The organism is Streptomyces sp. CNP082 (assembly GCF_059570535.1).
In genome coordinates this window covers 58,647-76,698 of the sequence record NZ_JCANSZ010000004.1, presented here as the reverse complement: position 1 = coordinate 76,698, position 18,052 = coordinate 58,647, and the positions used below count along the sequence as shown (strand labels likewise).

Here is an 18,052-nt window from a genome sequence, read left to right as displayed (position 1 = left end):
CCCGTCAGGACTTGAGGCGCTTGACGTCGATGCTCCACACGCCCTTGGGCTCGCCTTCCCCGTCCATCTCCACGATGCCGACCTTCGCCTTGTCGCCCTGCACGACCTGGCCCGTCTGCGACCTCTCGTTGAACAACTGCTCGCCGTCGAACGTCACATACGTCTTCTTGCTCGGCTCCAGCGGCGCCGCCGGCTTGTCGTTCACGAAGAGCAGCCACCCGTTGTCCGCGATGTCGGGGTCCACGCCGATGCGGACGGTGTCCTTCGCGTTCGCCGTGATCGAGTGCTCCGCGTTCTCCGCGAGGCAGGTGGCCGTCTTCTGGTCGGAGAGCTTCTTCCCGTCGTCGTAGCACTGCGCTTCCGCGCTCGCCGTCCGGCCGCCCACCGTGATCTGGGCCAGCGGCGTCGGCTTCTCGCACGCGGAAAGGACGAAGCTGGAGACGACGACGGCACCGAGAGCCGCCGCGGCGCGGCGGCTGCGAGGGCCGCCGCAAAGGCCGCGGGCACGGGAGAACGCGGTGGTGGCGGGCGCTGTGGTCATGCGGGCAGGCTACCTGTCGGCCCCGGTCAGGCCACGCGGGGGTGCGGCGTGCCGTGCCGGGCGGCGGTGAGCAGCCCTCGTACGGTCGTGGCCAGCCCCGCGGCGACGACGGCCGCGCCCGCCGCCATGCCGCCGACCCCGTTCAGCGGCAGCAGGATGCCGATCGCGCCGCCCAGGACCCACGACAGTTGGATCACGGTCTCGGAGCGCGCGAAGGCCGACGTGCGCACGTGCTCGGGCACGTCCCGCTGGATCAGCGCGTCCAGCGACAGCTTCGCCAGCGACTGCGCGAACCCCGCCATCGCGGCGACGCCGATCACTGCCGGCAGCGAGTAGAAGACCGCCGCCAGCACCGTCGTGGCCAGGGCGAGCGACAGCAGCACGGCGATCAGCTTCTCCGGCCCGCGGGAGCGCAGCCAGGAGCCGATGACCGAGCCCAGCGCGTTGCCCGTGCCGGCGGCGACCGCCGCCATGCCGAGCGTCAGCTCCGGCCGCAGCCCGCCCGGCGGGTTGTCGCGCAGCAGGAACGCCAGGAAGAGCGTCATCAGCCCCGACAGCACCCGCAGCGCGGCGTTGGCCTGGAGGGCGTACAGCACCGAGGGGCCGACGGAGCGCAGTCCCGGCTTCTGCGGCGTACGCAGCCGGCTCTCCTCGCCCGACGCGAGCCGCGCCTTGCCCTCACCGCGCGCGGAGTCCACGGCGTGCGGCATCCGGAACGCCAGGTAGACGCCGAAGCCGAAGACGATCATCGCCCCGTACAGCGGGAAGCCGGGGCCGATCAGGTGCAGCAGCCCGCCGACGGGCGCGGCAAGACCGGTGGCGAGCAGACCGGCGAGCGTCACCCGGCTGTTGGCCTTCACCAGCGAGATGCGCCGCGGCAGCAGCCGCGGCACGACGGCCGAGCGCACCACCCCGTACGACTTGGAGCACACCAGCACCCCGAGCGCCGCCGGATACAGGATCAGGTCCCCGCTCTGCACCGCCCCCGACAGCACCAGCGCCAGCAGCAGCCGCGCCAGCATCGTGGCGGCCATGGCCGCGCGGCGGCCGTGCGGGATCCGGTCAAGCAGCGGGCCGACGACGGGGGCGAGCAGCGCGAACGGCGACATCGTTATGGCCAGGTAGAGCGCGACCCGGCCGCGGGCCTCGTCGGTCGGTACGGAGAAGAAGACCGTCGACGCCAGCGCGATGGTGATCATCATGTCGCCGGCGGCGTTGACCATGTGCAGCTCCATCAGCCGCCCGAGGCCCGACTCCCCCGCGCCCTGCGCGTGCGTGGCCCGGCGGATCCGCCGGCCCGCGCCCACGACCGGCCGGCGCACGGCACGCCCCACCGCCCGGCCCGCCTGCTGCAGCGGGCCGGTCACGGAAGCCGTCCGGTCGTCGACCACCTCGCCATAGTGCCCGCAGGCGGGACCGTAGGGCGAGGACCCCGCGGGGGCGCACACGGTCATCCGGTGACCCACGCGTGGTCCGTACGGGGCACACGGCAGCCCGGCGGGGGGCACGCGGGCGCGGCGGGGGCCGGTGGCAGGCGGCGGGCGTACGGTCCCGGCGCGGCGCCAGGTAGGGTGAACGACGCGCCTAAGAGTGTGTCGTGAGGATACGAGCGTTGACGCGGCCCCCCGGTCCGCTCCCTCGGCTCCCCCGTCCGCCCGGCCGTCCGTACCGAAAGACTGTGAGCCAGCAGATGAGCCCTGCGAACAGCCCCGCCAAGACGACCGCCGTGCGCGGCGCCGCGGTACGCGGCCGTGTCACCCCGGACCAGCAGTGCGCCGACGCCGTCGGCCTCGCCCGCGAGGCGGCCGTGGCGGCCGCGGGTGCGGAGCAGGTCGGCGAGCACATCGGCGTCACCGCCGACGACACGCGCGTGGTGACCCACCTCTTCGAGTGCCGGCTGCCCGGCTACCGCGGCTGGCGCTGGGCGGTGACCGTCGCGCGGGCGTCCCGCGCGCGGACGGTGACGCTCGACGAAACGGTGCTGCTGCCGGGCCCGGACGCCCTGCTGGCGCCGGAGTGGGTGCCGTGGAGCGAGCGGCTGCGCCCCGGCGACCTGGGTCCCGGCGACCTGCTGCCCACGGAGGGCGAGGACCTGCGGCTGGAGCCGGGGCTCGCGGTGGGCGACGAGGAGCTGGAGCCGGTCGGGCCCGCGGAGGCCGTGGAAGCAGCAGGGGCAGCGGAGGCCGCGGGTGCGGAGGCCGGTCCGGTCGCCGAGGGGGCGTTGCCCGGCGTGCCGCGCCGCGGGGAGATCGCCGCCGTCGCCGACGAACTGGGCATGACCCGGCGCCGGGTGCTCTCCCGCTACGGCCTGCACATCGCCGCGGACCGCTGGGAGGAGGACTACGGCCCCAAGACGGCGATGGCCCAGGCCGCACCGGCGTCGTGCGTGAGCTGCGGCTTCCTCATGCCGCTCGCGGGCTCGCTGCGCCGCGCCTTCGGGGTCTGCGCGAACGAGTTCTCGCCGGCGGACGGACACGTGGTCTCCCTCGCGTACGGGTGCGGGGGGCACTCGGAGGCGGCGGTGATGCCGAAACCGGTGGAACCGGCGCCGCCGGTGCTGGACACGATGGGCGCGGACCCGACGTAGTCCTCGCCGGACGGTCCCTGCCGGACGGGGGACCCGCGGGAGGTCGTACGAGCCGGGACGGCCGGCTCCGTCCGGTGCGGGGCGTTCAGCGAGGACTACTGTGGATCGGATGACGACCGGCAACCCCGCCCGGACCCTCGCCGAGGAACTCCGCGGCCGACCGGACACCGCGCTTGCCGAACTGCTCCGTGCCCGGCCCGACCTCGTCACCCCCGTACCGGGTGACCTCACCCAGCTCGCCACCCGCGCCGGCACCCGCGCCTCCGTCGTCCGCGCGCTCGAACGGCTCGACCAGTTCACGCAGCAGACCGCCCAGGCCCTCGCGATCGCGCCGGACCCGTGCCCGTACGACGTGCTGGCCGGGCTGATGGGCGACGAGCCCGACACCGTGGCCGCGCTGCCGCGCGCCGTCGCGGAGCTGCGGACGCAGGCGCTGGTGTGGGGGGACGAGCAGCGGCTGCGGCTGGTCCGTACGGCGCGGGAGCTGCTGACGCCGCCGGCGTCCGCCTCGGCGACCGGCCTGGGGCCCGGCGCCGCGGAGGCGGCGACGGGGATGTCGCCGGGGCGGCTGCAGCAACTGCTGGCGAACACGGGGCTGCCGGCGACTCATGACCCCGTCTCCGCCGTGGAGTCGCTGACCGCGCTGTTCCGCGACCCGAAGCGGATGGCGGACCTGCTGGACCAGGCGCCGCCGGAGGCGGTGACGGTGCTGGGGCGGCTGACGTGGGGGCCGCCGTACGGCACGGTGTCGGCGCAGCCGCCGGCGCACGTGCGGTGGCTGCTGGACCGCGGGCTGCTGCTGCCGACGGCGCCGGGGAGCGTGCTGCTGCCGCGCGAAGTGGCGCTGCACCTGCGCTTTGGGCGGGCGCACCGGAGCGTGGCGGCGGTGCCGCCGGAGCCGGTGGCGGCCGGGTCGTACGGGATGCGGGTGGTCGACGCGACGGCCGCGGGGCAGGCGGCGGCGGCGGTGGAGACGGTCGAGGAGCTGCTCGGCCAGTGGGCGACGGCGAGCCCGCCGGTGCTGCGGGCGGGGGGTCTGGCCGTACGGGACCTGAAGCGCACGGCGACGGCGCTGGACGTCGCGGAGCCGCGGGCGGCGTTCTGGGTGGAACTGGCCTACGGGGCGGGGCTGCTGGCCTCGGACGGCGAGACGGACGAACGGTACGCGCCGACCCCGGCGTACGACGAGTGGCTGGCGCTGCCGGCGGCCGAGCGGTGGGCGGAGCTGGTGGCGGCGTGGCTGGCGGCGACCCGGACCCCGGGGCTGGCCGGCGGCCGGGACGGCAAGGGCCGGGTGCTGTCGGCACTGGGCGAGGGCCTGGACCGCGGCGCGGCGCCGGAGGTACGGCACGCGGTGCTGGGGCTCCTCTCGGGGCTGCCCGAGGGCACGGCGCCGACGGCGGACTCGGTGGTGGCCCGGCTCCGCTGGGAGCACCCGCCGCGGGGCGGGGTGCCGGCGGAGGGCGAGGAGGAGGACCTGCGCACGCGGCTGGCCCGCTGGACGCTGGAGGAGGCGGAGCTGCTGGGCGTCACGGGCCGCGGCGCACTGGCCGCCCACGGCGCCGCGCTGCTGACCACGCCGGACGCGGACACGGACGCGGGCGGCGCCCGGACCACGGCAACAACGACCGGCTCGACCCCGGCCGCCGAGTCTCCCCCGCACACCCGCCCTAGGGTAGGCCGCCCCTCCGACACGCACCCCGCTCGACCGCCCGCCACCCCCGCCGAGGCCCACGCCGCCGCGCTCCGGGCCGCCGGCGTGCTCGCGCCGCACCTGCCGCCGCCCGTCGACCACGTGCTGCTGCAGGCCGACCTCACCGCCATCGCGCCCGGCCCCCTCCAGCGCGGACTCGCCGCCGTGCTCGGCGTCCTCGCCGAGGTCGAGTCCAAAGGCGGCGCCACCGTCTACCGCTTCACCCAGGGCTCCGTACGGCGCGCGCTGGACGCCGGGCGGTCCGCCGCCGAGCTGCACGACTTCCTCGCCGCCCACTCCCGCACCCCCGTGCCGCAGCCGCTCAGCTACCTCATCGACGACGTGGCCCGCAAGCACGGCCGGCTGCGGATCGGCGCCGCTGGCGCGTACCTGCGCTGCGACGACGACGCCCTCCTCGCCGAGATCCTCGCCGACCGGCGCGCCGCCGAGCTGCGGCTGCGCCACCTCGCGCCCACCGTCCTCGTCTCCCCCGCCCCGCCCGACGTCCTGCTGGCCGGGCTCCGCGCGATGGGCTACGCCCCCGCCGCCGAGTCGCCGGACGGCGCCGTCCTCGTCGCCCGCGCCGCCGCGCACCGCACCCCGCCCCGGACGCCGCCGACCCCCGTCCCCGACGGCCCGCCCGTCCCGGACGCCACCCTCCTCGCGGCGGCCGTCCGCGCCGTACGGGCCGGAGACCGCGCCGCCACCGCCCCCCTCCGCGCCGAACCCGGCGCCCCGCAAGCCCCCGCCACCGCCACCGCCACCGGCGCCGCCGCCCCGCCCCCCGGCGGCCTCCCCCGCACCCCCGCCGCCGAGACCCTCGCCGTCCTCCAGACCGCCGTCCTCGGCAGCGCCGTCGTCTGGATCGGCTACGTCAACGCCGACGGCGCCGCCAGCCAGCGCGTCATCGCCCCCGTCCGCGTCGAGGGCGGCTACGTCACCGCGTACGACCACACCGCCGACGAGGTGCGCACCTACCCCCTCCACCGCATCACCGGCGCCGCGGAACTCGCCGACGAGCCCACCTGAGGCCGACCGGGTCAACCGGATCAACCGGATCAACCGGCATCCTGCAGCCGGTCACCCCTGCCCGGCGCCCACCCCGCCCACCCCATCCACCCGGTCCACCCGCCGCCCCGCCCCGTACTCCCGTACCGCGATCCGCGCCAGCTTCGTCAGCATCATCCCGTTGCGCACCGCGACCAGGTAGTCCACCGGCAGCCCGTGCATCCTCGTCCCCGGTCCGCGCAGCGGGTGCCACTCCAGGAAGAACAGCGTGTGCTCGCCCCACGGCTCCAGCCGCATCGCGATCCGCGCCGCCCCGAACGGGTCGGCCTTCGCCTCCAGCTCCAGCCGCCGGCCCGGCTCGCAGACGCGGACGACGCAGGTGTCGTCCAGCACCACGGGGCCGACGCCGACGCGGACCCGCAGCCGGGCGCCCAGCAGGGGCCAGTGCGGGTCCGCGGCGAGGACCTGCCGGGTGCCGGTGACCCACTCGCCGTAGCGGTAGCCGTCGCTCAGCAGGTCCCAGACCGTGTCGGGCGGGGTCAGGATCAGACGGCGGCTGCGTGCCACTGAGGACCTCCGGTCAGTTCTGGAGAAGTCATCGCCGGTCGTTCTTCGTAATCTGAGACGCGTACCCGGTCAGACCCCAGAAAGGTACTGCGATGGCGGACGCGAAGAAGGCAGCCACGGCCGAGGACGGCGAGTCCTACGAGGGCTTCACCGAAGAAGAGATCGCGGCCATGAAGGAACGCGCGAAGGAGATCAAGAAGGCCAAGCGCGGCGGCGCCAAGGCGGACCCGGTGGCCGAGCTGCTGGAGAAGATCGCCGAGATGCCGGAGTCCGACCGGGCCCTCGCCGGGAGGCTGCACACCCTCATCACCGAGGCGGCGCCGGAGCTGTCCCCGCGGCTGTGGTACGGGATGCCCGCGTACGCCTCGGGCGCCAGGAACGGCAAGGGCGGGAAGATCGTCTGCTTCGTGCAGGCCGCGGACAAGTTCAAGGCGCGGTATCTGACCCTCGGCTTCAACGACGCCGCGCACCTCGACGACGGCACCATGTGGCCGACCTCCTTCGCGATCACCGAGCTGACGCCCGCCCACGAGAAGACGGTCACCGAGCTGGTGAAGAAGGCCATGAGCTGACCGCCGCACGCCCGCCCCGCCGCGAGGTAGACTTCCCTGTTTCCCATTGCCCGGTGTCCCGAGTTGCCCGGTGTCCCGAGCCGGGCGCGGCCGTAGGGGGAGGAGGTGCGCATGGCCTGCCTGATCGTGCAGTCCGACAAAACGCTCCTGCTGGAAGTCGACCACGAACTGGCCGAGGAGTGCCGGCGCGCCATCGCGCCCTTCGCCGAGCTGGAGCGCGCCCCGGAGCACATCCACACCTACCGCGTCACACCCCTCGGCCTGTGGAACGCGCGCGCCGCCGGGCACGACGCCGAGCAGGTCGTGGACGCCCTCATGACCTACTCCCGCTATCCCGTGCCGCACGCGCTGCTCGTGGACGTCGCCGAGACCATGGCGCGGTACGGGCGGCTGACGCTCACCAAGCACCCCGCGCACGGGCTGGTGCTGTCCACCACCGACCGGCCGGTGCTGGAGGAGATCCTGCGCTCCAAGCGGATACAGCCGCTGGTCGGCGCGCGGCTCGACGACGACACCGTCGCCGTGCACCCCTCGGAGCGCGGGCAGATCAAGCAGGCGCTGCTGAAGCTCGGCTGGCCCGCCGAGGACCTCGCGGGGTACGTGGACGGAGAGGCGCACCCGATCGCGCTGGTCGAGGACGGCTGGGCGCTGCGCCCGTACCAGAAGCAGGCCGTCGAGGGCTTCTGGCACGGCGGCTCGGGCGTCGTCGTGCTGCCGTGCGGGGCGGGCAAGACGCTCGTCGGCGCCGGGGCGATGGCCGAGGCGAAGGCGACGACGCTGATCCTCGTGACGAACACGGTCGCGGCCCGGCAGTGGAAGAGCGAGCTGCTGCGCCGGACGTCGCTGACCGAGCACGAGATCGGCGAGTACAGCGGCGCCCGCAAGGAGATCCGGCCGGTCACCATCGCCACGTACCAGGTGCTGACGACGCGCCGCAAAGGCGTCTACCCGCACCTGGAGCTCTTCGACTCCCGCGACTGGGGGCTGATCGTCTACGACGAGGTGCACCTGCTGCCGGCGCCCGTCTTCAAGTTCACCGCCGACCTCCAGGCGCGCCGCCGGCTCGGGCTGACGGCCACGCTCGTACGGGAGGACGGCCGCGAGTCCGACGTGTTCTCGCTCATCGGGCCCAAGCGCTTCGACGCCCCGTGGAAGGAGATCGAGGCGCAGGGCTACATCGCGCCCGCGGACTGCGTCGAGGTGCGGGTGAACCTCACGGACGCCGAGCGGCTCGCGTACGCCACGGCGGAGGCGGAGGAGAAGTACCGCTTCTGTGCCACGACCGACACCAAACGCAAGGTCGCCGAGGCGCTGGTCGCCCGGCACAAGGGTGAGCAGACGCTCGTCATCGGGCAGTACATCGACCAGCTCGACGAGCTGGGCGAGCATCTGGACGCGCCCGTCATCAAGGGCGAGACGACCAACGCCCGCCGGGAGAAGCTGTTCGACGCCTTCCGCAGCGGCGAGATCGGCGTGCTGGTGGTGTCGAAGGTCGCGAACTTCTCGGTCGACCTGCCGGAGGCGACGGTCGCCATCCAGGTCTCCGGCACGTTCGGCTCGCGGCAGGAGGAGGCGCAGCGGCTCGGCCGGGTGCTGCGGCCGAAGGAGGACGGGCACGAGGCGCGGTTCTACTCGCTCGTCGCCCGCGACACCATCGACCAGGACTTCGCCGCGCACCGGCAGCGGTTCCTCGCCGAGCAGGGGTACGCGTACCGGATCGCGGACGCGGACGACGTCCTGGCCGGCGACGACGCCTGACGGCCCCGGCGGCGGGCCGCGGGGTGAGCGGTCTCAGGACGACGCCGTGTACCCGTACGCCAGCACCGCGAACGCCACCGCCGGCGCCGCCAGCGCCCCCAGCACCAGCGCCACCCCGAGCCGCTCCCGGCCGCCGCCCGCCTCGGCCAGCCGCCGGCCGACGGACTGCAGCACGGCGCCGGCCAGCAGCAGCGTGAGGACGCCCAGGCCGAGGCCGGCGGCGGAGCCGGTGCTCATGTCCTGGATACGGTCGCACGGCCCGGTGTGGTCGGGCGGCGTGCAGTAGTCGCGCTCGCCGCGGAACGTCGGGATCAGCAGCGTCATCAGCGTCGCGGGTAAGGCCCCCAGCGCGTACGCGATCCGGCCCAGCGTCGTCGTCACGCCGACCCACGACGGCCGGCTCAGCATCGGTGGCTCCGTCAGCGACATCCCTGTACCCCCGTAACCCCCTGTGGACACGCCTGCCGCGGAAGGAGACGTGCCGGAGTGGGGCCGGGGTTCCCGCGGCCCGGCCCCTCCCCCGCGAGCGGGGGCCGGGGCCGCGGGAAACACGGCCGGCCGGGGCGGTGCCCCGGCCGGGGGTACCGGCCCGGTTGACCGGGCCGGAAAGCGGGCCGGCCCGCGCGTCAGGTGGCGGACCGGCCCGCGGCTCAGGCGTAGAACGCCGGGCGCTCGACGAGGTTCACGTCCACCACCGCGCCCGTCTGCTGCGCCTCGACCGTCGCCGCCGCGACCGCCGTGGCGGCGTAGCCGTCCCAGGCGCTCGGTCCTGTGGCAGCGCCCGCGGCCACCGAGTCGACCCACGCCTGCACCTCGACGTCGAACGCCTCGGCGAAGCGCCCGCCCCACTCCTGGTCGATCTCCGTGCCGATCCGGGCCGCCGCGCGGACCTCGGCGCGCGCCGGGTCTGGCAGCCGGATCAGGCCGGTCTCGCCGACCGTCTCGCACTGGATGTCGTAGCCGTACTGGCAGTTGACGAAGACCTCCAGGTCGATACGGACCCCGCCGGCCGTCTCGAAGAGCATGAACTGCGGGTCCTTCAGGTGCGGGAAGCGGTGCGAGGTGGCGCGCGGCATGATGACCTGCGCGGAGACGATCTCGTCGTCGAGCAGCCAGCGGGCGGCGTCGATCTCGTGCACGCCGGTGTCCTGCGCGGCCATCTCGGTGGTGTACCGCTCGGCCTGGGTCCGGTTGCGGTGGGCGCAGTGCATCATCAGCGGCCGGCCGATGCCGCCGCCGGCGATGACGCGCTTCAGCTCCCGGTAGCCCGGGTCGTAGCGGCGCATGAACCCGACCTGCACCAGCCGCCGCCCGTACGCCTCCTCCGCGGCGAGCACGCGCAGCGCGTCCTGGGCGGTGGTGGCCAGCGGCTTCTCGCAGAGCACCGGCTTGCCCGCGGCGATCGCGGCGAGCACGTGCCCGGCGTGGGCGGCGTGCCAGGACGAGACCAGCACCGCGTCCACGTCGTCGGCGCCGATCAGGGACCCCTCGATGTCGGCGGCCGACGCGACCCGCGCGCCGCCCGCCTCCGCCGCGGCCTTCTCGGCCGCCGTCTCGTCGATGTCGGCGACGGCGCTGACGCGGGCGCCGCTGATGACGCGGCTGATGCGCTCGATGTGCTCGCGGCCGATGGCGCCGGTACCGACGACTCCGATGCGTACGGTCATGACGTCTTGCTCCTCAACGCTCGTTCTCAGCGGGGGCGGCGCGTGCCGCTGAGGCCGACGCCCGCCAGGTAGTCGCGGGTGCGGACCGCGATCGGCAGCGGCACGTCCGGCTCGCACGGCCACAGGTCCTGCTCGACGACCACGAACAGCTCCGCGTCCAGACCGGACAGCGCCTCGACGATGTCCGCCGGGTTGGGCACGCCCGCCGGCGGCTCGACCGCCACACCGCGGCTGACGGCCTCGCTGAACGACAGGTTCTCGGCCCTGACCTGCTCGATGATCACCGGGTCCATCTGCTTGATGTGGACGTAGCCGATGCGCTCGGCGTAGCGGCGGATGAGGTCGACGGCGTCGCCGCCGCCGTACGCGACGTGGCCGGTGTCCAGGCAGAGGTTGGCGTAGCGGGAGTCGGTGGCGTTCAGGAAGCGCTCGATCTCCGGCTGGGTCTGGATGTGGCTGTCGGCGTGCGGGTGGACGACGAGCCGGACGTCGTAGTCGTCCAGGAGGATCTTGCCGAGGTCGTCGGCGGCCTTGCCCAGCGCCGTCCACTGCTCTGCCGTCAGCTCCGGCGGCTCGGTGAAGTCGCCGGTCTTCTCGTCGCGGTACAGCGGCGGGATGAGCACGAGGTGGTGGGCGCCGGCGGCGGCGGTGAGTTCGGCGACACGGCGGACGTTGGCCAGCGTCTCGTCCCACTCCGCGGGGCGGTGCAGGGCGCCGAAGATCGTGCCGCCGGAGACCTGGAGGCCGCGGTCGGCGAGTTCGCCGGCGAGGCGCTGCGGGTCGGTGGGCAGATAGCCGTACGGGCCCAGCTCCAGCCACTTGTAGCCGGTCTCGGCCAGCTCGTCGAGGAAGCGGGTGTAGGGGACCTGGTGCTCCTCCTCGGGGAACCACACCCCCCAGGAGCAGGGGGCGGAGCCCAGGCACAGATTGCCAGCGGCGGGGCGCGGGACGCCGGGTGCGTTCGTCATGAGGGTGCGGCCTCTCGGTGGTCGGGGGCTCGTGAGTCTCGGGCTCGTGAGTCTCGGGGCGCGGTGTTCAGTTGGCGGTCGGGAACGCGAACGCCGCGCCGCGGGCCGCCGGGTTGCCGCCGGCCGGCCAGCGGGTGGTGACGACCTTCGGGCGGGTGTAGAAGTGCACGCCCTCCGGGCCGTGGACGGGGCTGTCGCCGATGAGCGAGTCCTTCCAGCCGCCGAAGGAGTACGCGGCCATCGGCACCGGCACCGGCACGTTGATGCCGACCATGCCGACGTGCACCCCGCGCTGGAAGCGCCGGGCGGCGCCGCCGTCGCCGGTGAACAGGGCGGTGCCGTTGCCGTACGGGTTGGCGTTGATGAGCGCGATGGCCTCGTCCAGGGTGGCGACGCGGATCACCGCGAGCACCGGGCCGAAGATCTCCGTACGGTACGCGTCCATCGTCGCGCTGACGTGGTCGAGCAGCGTCGGCCCGGTGAAGAAGCCCTCCTCGTGGCCGGCGACCTTCAGGTCGCGCCCGTCGACGACGACCGTCGCGCCCTGCTCGGCCGCCGAGGCGACCGCCCCGTCGACGCGCTCCTGCGCGGCGCGGGTGACGAGCGGGCCCATCTCGCTGGCCGGGTCGTCGCCGGGGCCGACGCGCACCGCGCGGGCCTTGCGCTGCAGCGCCTCGACCAGCGGCTCGGCCGCGTCACCGACCGCGACGGCGACGGAGATCGCCATGCAGCGCTCGCCGGCGGAGCCGTAGGCGGCGGCGATGAGCTGGTCGGAGGCGTAGTCCAGGTCGGCGTCCGGCAGGACGACGGCGTGGTTCTTCGCGCCGCCGAGCGCCTGGACGCGCTTGCCGGCGGCGGTGGCGCGCTCGTGGACGTAGGTGGCGATGGGGGTGGAGCCGACGAAGGAGACGGCGGAGATGCCGGGGTGGTCGAGGAGGGCGTCCACGGCCGTCTTGTCGCCGTGCACGACGTTGAAGACGCCGTCGGGCAGCCCGGCGTCCGCGTAGAGCCGGGCGACGAAGTTGGAAGCGGACGGGTCGCGCTCGCTGGGCTTGAGCACGAACGTGTTGCCGGTGGCGATGGCGATGGGGTGCATCCACAGCGGCACCATCGCGGGGAAGTTGAACGGGGTGATGCCGGCGCACACCCCCAGCGGCTCGCGGAAGGACAGGACGTCCACGCCGCGCGAGTACTGGTCGGAGTAGCCGCCCTTGAGGGCGTCGGCTATCCCGCAGGCGTACTCGACGACCTCCCGGCCGCGGACGATCTCGCCGCGCGCATCCGAGATGATCTTGCCGTGCTGTGTGGAGATGATCCGGGCCAGCTCGTCCTCGTGCTTGGCCAGCAGCTCGCGGAAGGCGAACATCACGCGCATCCGCTGGGACAGCGAGCTCTCGCTCCAGGTCTCGTACGCCGTGGCGGCGGCGGTGACGGCGGCGTCGACGTCTGCGGTCTCGGCGAGCAGGACGCGGGCCTGCTCGCGGCCGGTGGCCGGGTCGTAGACGGGGGCGGTGCGGGTGGCGGAGGCGGCGGTCAGACCGCCGGCGATCCAGTGCTCGATCGTGTGCATATGAGGGTCTCGCTTAACTTGCCGGTGCGGTACAGGAGTTGCGGATCGTCGGCGGTCCGGGGCGGTCGGGGGGCGGGGAGGGTCAGAGGTACGGGCGCTGGGCGCGCTTGCCGGCGCGGTACTCCTCGTACGCCTTGCGCGTGGAGTCCAGCTCGGAGACCTCGCTCACCGGCACGTCCCACCACGCGGAGCTGGGCGGGTTGGGCCCGGTCAGGTCGGTGACGACGTGCACCACCGTGGTGCGCTCCGCCTCCTTGGCCCGTACGAAGGCGTCCCGGAACTCCGCGACCGTCGTCGCCCGCAGCACGTCCGCGCCGAGGCTCGCGGCGTTCGCGGCCAAGTCCACGGGCAGCGGCCCGCCGTCGAGTTCGCCGGTGTCGGGGTTGCGGCCGGCGTAGCGGGTGCCGAAGCGCTGGGAGCCCAGCGACTCCGAGAGCGCGCCGATGGACGCGAAGCCGCCGTTGTCGAGGAGGACGACGATCAGCTTCAGGCCCTCGGCGACGGCGGTGACGATCTCCTGGGAGAGCATCAGGTACGAGCCGTCGCCGACAAGGACGACGACCTCGCGGTCCGGCGCGGCCAGCTTCACGCCGATGCCGGCGGCGATCTCGTAGCCCATGGTGGAGTAGGCGTACTCGACGTGGTACGCCTTCGGGTCCCGGGCCCGCCAGAGGGTCTGCAGGTCACCGGGCATGGACCCGGCGGCGTTGATCACGACGTCGCGGTCGCCGGCCAGGTCGTTGACGGCGCCGAGGATCTCCGTCTGCGCGGGCAGCGGGCCGTGGGGCCGCTCGGGGTGGTAGACGGCGTCGGCGGTGCGGTGCCAGTCGTCGGCGAGTTCGCGTACACGCGCGCGGTAGGCGTCGTCGGCCTGCCAGTCGGCAAGTTCCGTATCGAGCGCCTGAAGGCCCGCGCGGGCGTCCGCGACCAGCGGCTCCGCGGCGTGCTTGACGGCGTCGAGGCGGGCGGCGTTGAGGTTGACGAACGCCACGTCGGGGCGGGCGAAGACGGTGCGGCTGGCGGTGGTGAAGTCGCTGTAGCGGGTGCCGACGCCGAGGACCACGTCAGCCTCGGCGGCGAGCGCGTTGGCGGCGGCGGTGCCGGTGGCGCCGAGCGCGCCGACGGCGGAGGGGTGGTCCCAGGGCACGGCGCCCTTGCCGGCGTGGGTGTCGGCGACGGGGATGCCGGTGCGCAGCGCGAACGCCCGCAGCGCCTCCCACGCCTCGGAGTACACCGCGCCGCCGCCGGCGACGAGCAGCGGCCGGCGGGCGCCGCGCAGCAGCGCGACGGCGCGGGCCAGCGCCGCGGGCTCGGGCGCGGTCCTGGGCACGTGCCACACCCGGCGGCGCAGGAACGCCACCGGCCAGTCGTACGCCTCGGCCTGCACGTCCTGCGGCAGCGCGAGGGTGACGGCGCCGGTCTCGGCGGGGTCGGTGAGCACCCGCATCGCGGCGAGCGCGGCGGGGATGAGCTGCTCGGGGCGCTCCACGCGGTCGAAGTACGCGGAGACGGGGCGGAGCGCGTCGTTGACGGACAGGTCGCCGTTGCGCGGGTCTTCGAGCTGCTGGAGCACCGGGTCGGCGGCGCGGGTGGCGAAGACGTCGCCGGGCAGGAGGAGGACCGGCAGCCGGTTGGTGGTGGCCAGGGCGGCGCCGGTGACCATGTTGGTGGCGCCGGGGCCGATGGAGGAGGTGCAGGCGTAGGTCTGCAGCCGGTTCACCGTCTTGGCGTAGGCGGTGGCGGAGTGGACCATGGCCTGCTCGTTGCGGGCCAGATAGTACGGGAGGTCCGCCTCGCCGGTACGGGCCGCCTGGAGCAGCGCCTGCCCGACGCCGGCGACGTTGCCGTGGCCGAAGATGCCCCACATGCCGGGGATCAGCCGCTGTTCGACGCCGTCGCGTTCGCTGTACTGGCTGGCCAGAAAGCGCACCAGCGCCTGGGCGGTGGTGAGCCTGACGGTGTCCTTGCCGTGTGCCTCGCTCATCGCGTCCCTCCTCCGAACGGCAGCCTCGGGTCGGTCTCCTGGTCTTCCCAGGTGCTGCGGATCCAGCCGTGTGCCGGGTCGTCGCAGATCAGCCAGGCCCGTTCGGCGCCGGGTCCGGCCATGACGTTCAGGTAGTACAGGTCGTAGCCGGGTACGGCCATCGACGGGCCGTGCCAGCCGTGCGGGATGAGCACGGTGTCGCCGCTGCGCACCTCTTCCAGCACCTCCAACGGCCGCTCGGCGGTGCCGTAGACGCGCTGGTAGGCCATGCCGGGGCCGCCGTCGGGGCCGTCGGCGACCTCGAAGTAGTAGATCTCCTCCAGCTCGCTCTCCTCGCCCGCGCGCGCCTCGTCGTGCTTGTGCGGCGGGTAGGAGGACCAGTTGCCGCCGGGGGTGAGCACCTCGCAGACCAGCAGCCGGTCGGCGTCGAAGGTCTGCGGCAGGCAGTAGTTGTGCACCTCGCGGCTGCACGTGCCGGCGCCGCGCAGCTCCACGGGGACGTCCGCGGCCGGCCCGTAGCGCACCGGCAGCCGCCGCTCGCAGCGCGCCGAGGGCAGCGCGAACCGGCCGCCGCCGGGGCTGGTGATGCGGACCTCGGCGTCGCGCGGCACGTAGGCGAAGTCGGTCGGCGCGCCGAAGACGCCGTCGCGGCCGGTGCGGCCATCGAGAACCAGCCGTTCGCCGTCGGCCTCGACGGTGCAGCCGCCGGCCAGCGGGAGCACGAGGTGCTCGGCGTCGCCGGTGGCCAGCGTCTGGCTCTCGCCGGGGGCGAGTTCGAGGATGCGCAGGCCGGAGTAGCCCCAGCCGGCGGACTGCGGGCTGATGACCGTACGGTACGGGCCTTCGGCCGACTCTCCGCCGCGTACGAAGAGGTTGTCGTTCCGATCGCTCACAGCAAGCTCACCGCCCGGTCCACTGCCCCGCTCACGTCGCCGTCCGCCGGGTACAGCAGCGAACGGCCCATCACCAGCCCCTGCACGCCGGGCAGCCGCAGCGCCTTGCGCCAGGAGTCGAACGCCGCGCGCTGCGCATCCGCGCCGCCGACGTCGCCGCCGAGCAGCACCACGGGCAGCGTGGTCGCGGCGACGACGCGCTCCATCTCCGGGACGACGGGCAGCTTCAGCCACGTGTACGCGCTGCGCCGGCCGAGCCCGGAGGCGATGGAGACGGACTTCACGACGGCGTCCGGGGACAGGTCGTTGCGCACCCGGCCGTCCTCCCACCGGGACAGGAACGGCTCGACCATCGCGATGAGCCGCCGGTCGGCGAGCGCGTCGACCGCGCGGGCGCTGGCCTGGAGGGTGGCGGCGGTGGCCGGGTCCTCAAGGGCGATGCGGGTGAGCATCTTGCCGCCGTCGAAGCCCATGGCCTCGATGGTCTCGGCGTCGTAGCCGGTGAAGCGGTCGTCTATCTCGAAGGAGGAGCCGGCGAGGCCGCCGCGGTTCATGGAGCCGAAGACGGACTTGCCGTCGAGGACGCCGAGGAGGAGCAGATCCTCCAGGATGTCGGCGGTGGCCAGCACGCCGGTGACGCCGGGGCGCTCCAGGGCCAGGCACAGCCGCTCCAGCAGCAGCCCGCGGTCGGCCATGGCGAACGCGTCGCCGCCGACGGCGTTGGCGCCGCGGGCGGGGTGGTCGGCGGCGATGATCATTGCCCGGCCGCCGGTCCCGCCGCCAGTCTCGCCGCCGGTCCCGTCGCCGCCGAGGGGCGAGGCCGCGGGGCGGCGGGCTGCCGCCGCGGCGGCGATCGCCTCGGGGTGGTTGACGCGGGCGGCGGTCAGGTCGCCGATGTTCTCAACGCTCATGCGTGGTTCTCCGGGAAGTGGGCGCGTGCGCGGGTGGTCGCAGTCGCTGCTGCGGTGCGCACGTCGATCGTCGCACTCGCCGGCCGCGTACGCTGTGCGCGCTCTGCGCGCAGCGTCACGGGCGTGCCCTGCGAGCGCTGCGTGCCGAGCGTGCGCCCGTTGTCACAGGGGCCGCCTACCCTTGGGTGGGTGTGCGGGGGATGGGGGGTGCGCGATACGGAGCCGTTCGCTCCGCTCGTGCGCGGACTCGCCGGCCCGCGCAGGCACGACCCCGCGGGCCCCCGGTGCCCGCCCCCCGGTGCGCTCCTCGTTCCCCTCACGCCTCATCCCCGGCCTCCGCCTGCGCCCCTGCTCCTGCCTGTGCGGCAGCCCCTGCCGCAGCCGCGCGCAGGCGCGCCTCCACCTGCTCCGCCGTCGGCATCGCGTCGGAGCAGGCCAGCTCCCCCGCCACGTGCGCCCCGGCCGCGTTGGCGAAGGCGATCGTGCGGTTCAGCTCCCAGCCCTCCAGCATCCCGTGGATCAGCGCCCCGCCGAAGGCGTCCCCCGCGCCGAGGCCGTTGACGACCTCCACCGGCACCGGCGGCACCTCCGCCTCCGCGCCGTCGCGGTGCACGGCCAGCACCCCCCGCGGGCCCTGCTTGACGACGGCCAGTTCCACCCCCGTCGCCAGCAGCGCCTGCGCGGCGGCGCGCGGTTCCCGCTCCCCCGTGGCGACCGCGCACTCCTCCAGGTTCCCGACTGCCACCGTCACGTGGGCCAGCGCCTCGCGGTACAGCCCCCGCGCCGGCCCGTCCGCGGAATCCCCCGCCCCCTCGGGCCAGAACATCGGACGCCAGTCGAGGTCGAAGACGGTGTGCGCCGCCCGCCCGCGGGCTTCGAGCGCCGCCAGCGTCGCCGTCCGCGAGGGCTCCTCGCTCAGCCCGGTGCCCGTCATCCAGAACACCCGCGCGGCACGCACCGCGTCGAGGTCCAGCTCGTCCACCGCCAGGTCCAGGTCGGGCGCCTTGGGGTAGCGGTAGAAGTACAGCGGGAAGTCGTCCGGCGGGAAGATCTCGCAGAACGTGACGGGAGTGGGCAGCGCCGGTGAGGTGCCCACGAAGTCGGTGCCGACCCCGTATCCGCGCAGCGCGTCGCGGACGAAGGTGCCGAAGGGGTCGGCGCCCGTCTTCGTGATCACCGCCGCGCCGTGCCCGTAACGGGCGGCGGCGACGGCGACGTTGGTGGCGCTCCCGCCGAGATACTTGCCGAAGGTGCTGACCTCCGCGAGCCCGACGCCGGTCTGGAGTGGATAGATGTCCACCCCGACCCGCCCCATGGTCACCACGTCGTACGG

15 protein-coding genes are annotated in these 18,052 nt (G+C 74.5%); 4 read left to right on the top strand and 11 right to left on the bottom strand.

Annotated elements, in window-relative coordinates; translation table 11 throughout:
• Window positions 1-4: 4 nt before the first annotated feature.
• Together B124_RS04715 and B124_RS04710 are read right to left on the bottom strand one after the other, a co-directional pair.
• Entirely contained in the window at window positions 5-541 is a 537-nt protein-coding gene (locus B124_RS04715; protein WP_496501353.1) for a hypothetical protein, read from the bottom strand.
• A 26-nt stretch (window positions 542-567) separates the two neighbouring features.
• A complete protein-coding gene (locus tag B124_RS04710; protein ID WP_496501553.1) occupies window positions 568-1,995 on the bottom strand; it encodes an MFS transporter in 1,428 nt (475 codons plus the stop codon).
• Between the two features lie 272 nt (window positions 1,996-2,267).
• On the opposite strand from B124_RS04710, the gene B124_RS04705 reads away from it, so the two are divergent.
• Complete coding sequence (locus tag B124_RS04705; protein ID WP_496501552.1) at window positions 2,268-3,128, top strand: DUF3027 domain-containing protein; 861 nt, start codon at window positions 2,268-2,270, stop codon at window positions 3,126-3,128.
• A gap of 109 nt (window positions 3,129-3,237) precedes the next feature.
• A complete protein-coding gene (locus B124_RS04700) occupies window positions 3,238-5,850 on the top strand; it encodes a helicase-associated domain-containing protein (RefSeq protein WP_496501352.1) in 2,613 nt (870 codons plus the stop codon).
• A gap of 51 nt (window positions 5,851-5,901) precedes the next feature.
• Here the strand turns inward: B124_RS04700 and B124_RS04695 are convergent, their stop codons facing one another.
• On the bottom strand, window positions 5,902-6,396 hold the full coding sequence (locus B124_RS04695; protein ID WP_496501351.1) for an SRPBCC family protein: 495 nt from the start codon (window positions 6,394-6,396) through the stop codon (window positions 5,902-5,904).
• 92 nt (window positions 6,397-6,488) lie between these two features.
• Between B124_RS04695 and B124_RS04690 the strand changes: the two genes are divergently transcribed.
• Together B124_RS04690 and B124_RS04685 are read left to right on the top strand one after the other, a co-directional pair.
• A complete protein-coding gene (locus B124_RS04690; RefSeq protein ID WP_496501350.1) occupies window positions 6,489-6,968 on the top strand; it encodes an iron chaperone in 480 nt (159 codons plus the stop codon).
• A 111-nt stretch (window positions 6,969-7,079) separates the two neighbouring features.
• Window positions 7,080-8,726, top strand: a complete 1,647-nt coding sequence (locus B124_RS04685) for a DNA repair helicase XPB (RefSeq protein WP_496501349.1) — start codon at window positions 7,080-7,082, stop codon at window positions 8,724-8,726.
• A gap of 33 nt (window positions 8,727-8,759) precedes the next feature.
• Here the strand turns inward: B124_RS04685 and B124_RS04680 are convergent, their stop codons facing one another.
• From B124_RS04680 to iolC, 8 genes are all read right to left on the bottom strand, one after another.
• On the bottom strand, window positions 8,760-9,134 hold the full coding sequence (locus tag B124_RS04680) for a hypothetical protein (protein WP_496501348.1): 375 nt from the start codon (window positions 9,132-9,134) through the stop codon (window positions 8,760-8,762).
• 242 nt (window positions 9,135-9,376) lie between these two features.
• The gene (locus tag B124_RS04675; RefSeq protein WP_496501347.1) at window positions 9,377-10,393 is read right to left on the bottom strand and encodes a Gfo/Idh/MocA family protein; all 1,017 of its coding nucleotides are present in this window, start codon (window positions 10,391-10,393) and stop codon (window positions 9,377-9,379) included.
• Between the two features lie 26 nt (window positions 10,394-10,419).
• Window positions 10,420-11,361 (bottom strand): TIM barrel protein, encoded by a 942-nt coding sequence (locus B124_RS04670; RefSeq protein ID WP_496501346.1) that lies wholly within the window; start codon window positions 11,359-11,361, stop codon window positions 10,420-10,422.
• A gap of 67 nt (window positions 11,362-11,428) precedes the next feature.
• Window positions 11,429-12,931 carry a CoA-acylating methylmalonate-semialdehyde dehydrogenase gene (locus tag B124_RS04665; protein WP_496501345.1) on the bottom strand — a complete coding sequence of 501 codons (1,503 nt, stop codon included), beginning with the start codon at window positions 12,929-12,931 and terminating at the stop codon, window positions 11,429-11,431.
• Between the two features lie 82 nt (window positions 12,932-13,013).
• Window positions 13,014-14,915 carry a 3D-(3,5/4)-trihydroxycyclohexane-1,2-dione acylhydrolase (decyclizing) gene (gene iolD, locus B124_RS04660; RefSeq protein ID WP_496501344.1) on the bottom strand — a complete coding sequence of 634 codons (1,902 nt, stop codon included), beginning with the start codon at window positions 14,913-14,915 and terminating at the stop codon, window positions 13,014-13,016.
• Window positions 14,912-15,808 (bottom strand): 5-deoxy-glucuronate isomerase, encoded by an 897-nt coding sequence (gene iolB / locus B124_RS04655; protein WP_496501343.1) that lies wholly within the window; start codon window positions 15,806-15,808, stop codon window positions 14,912-14,914. Before iolB ends, iolD begins: the two co-directional genes overlap by 4 nt.
• Complete coding sequence (locus B124_RS04650; RefSeq protein WP_496501342.1) at window positions 15,805-16,719, bottom strand: Cgl0159 family (beta/alpha)8-fold protein; 915 nt, start codon at window positions 16,717-16,719, stop codon at window positions 15,805-15,807. Before B124_RS04650 ends, iolB begins: the two co-directional genes overlap by 4 nt.
• Window positions 16,720-17,035: 316 nt before the next feature.
• The gene (gene iolC, locus B124_RS04645) at window positions 17,036-18,034 is read right to left on the bottom strand and encodes a 5-dehydro-2-deoxygluconokinase (RefSeq protein ID WP_496501551.1); all 999 of its coding nucleotides are present in this window, start codon (window positions 18,032-18,034) and stop codon (window positions 17,036-17,038) included.
• Window positions 18,035-18,052: the final 18 nt, after the last annotated feature.

Bases quoted from the DNA above. Each gene is read 5' to 3' on its own strand.
- B124_RS04680 (WP_496501348.1), bottom strand. From the start codon at position 9,134: ATGCTGAGCCGGCCGTCGTGGGTCGGCGTGACGACGACGCTGGGCCGG.
- B124_RS04650 (WP_496501342.1), bottom strand. From the start codon at position 16,719: ATGAGCGTTGAGAACATCGGCGACCTGACCGCCGCCCGCGTCAACCAC.
- B124_RS04700 (WP_496501352.1), top strand. From the start codon at position 3,238: ATGACGACCGGCAACCCCGCCCGGACCCTCGCCGAGGAACTCCGCGGC.
- iolD (WP_496501344.1), bottom strand. From the start codon at position 14,915: ATGAGCGAGGCACACGGCAAGGACACCGTCAGGCTCACCACCGCCCAG.
- iolC (WP_496501551.1), bottom strand. From the start codon at position 18,034: ATGGGGCGGGTCGGGGTGGACATCTATCCACTCCAGACCGGCGTCGGG.
- B124_RS04675 (WP_496501347.1), bottom strand. From the start codon at position 10,393: ATGACCGTACGCATCGGAGTCGTCGGTACCGGCGCCATCGGCCGCGAG.
- B124_RS04685 (WP_496501349.1), top strand. From the start codon at position 7,080: ATGGCCTGCCTGATCGTGCAGTCCGACAAAACGCTCCTGCTGGAAGTC.
- B124_RS04690 (WP_496501350.1), top strand. From the start codon at position 6,489: ATGGCGGACGCGAAGAAGGCAGCCACGGCCGAGGACGGCGAGTCCTAC.
- B124_RS04665 (WP_496501345.1), bottom strand. From the start codon at position 12,931: ATGCACACGATCGAGCACTGGATCGCCGGCGGTCTGACCGCCGCCTCC.
- B124_RS04710 (WP_496501553.1), bottom strand. From the start codon at position 1,995: ATGACCGTGTGCGCCCCCGCGGGGTCCTCGCCCTACGGTCCCGCCTGC.
- B124_RS04715 (WP_496501353.1), bottom strand. From the start codon at position 541: ATGACCACAGCGCCCGCCACCACCGCGTTCTCCCGTGCCCGCGGCCTT.
- B124_RS04670 (WP_496501346.1), bottom strand. From the start codon at position 11,361: ATGACGAACGCACCCGGCGTCCCGCGCCCCGCCGCTGGCAATCTGTGC.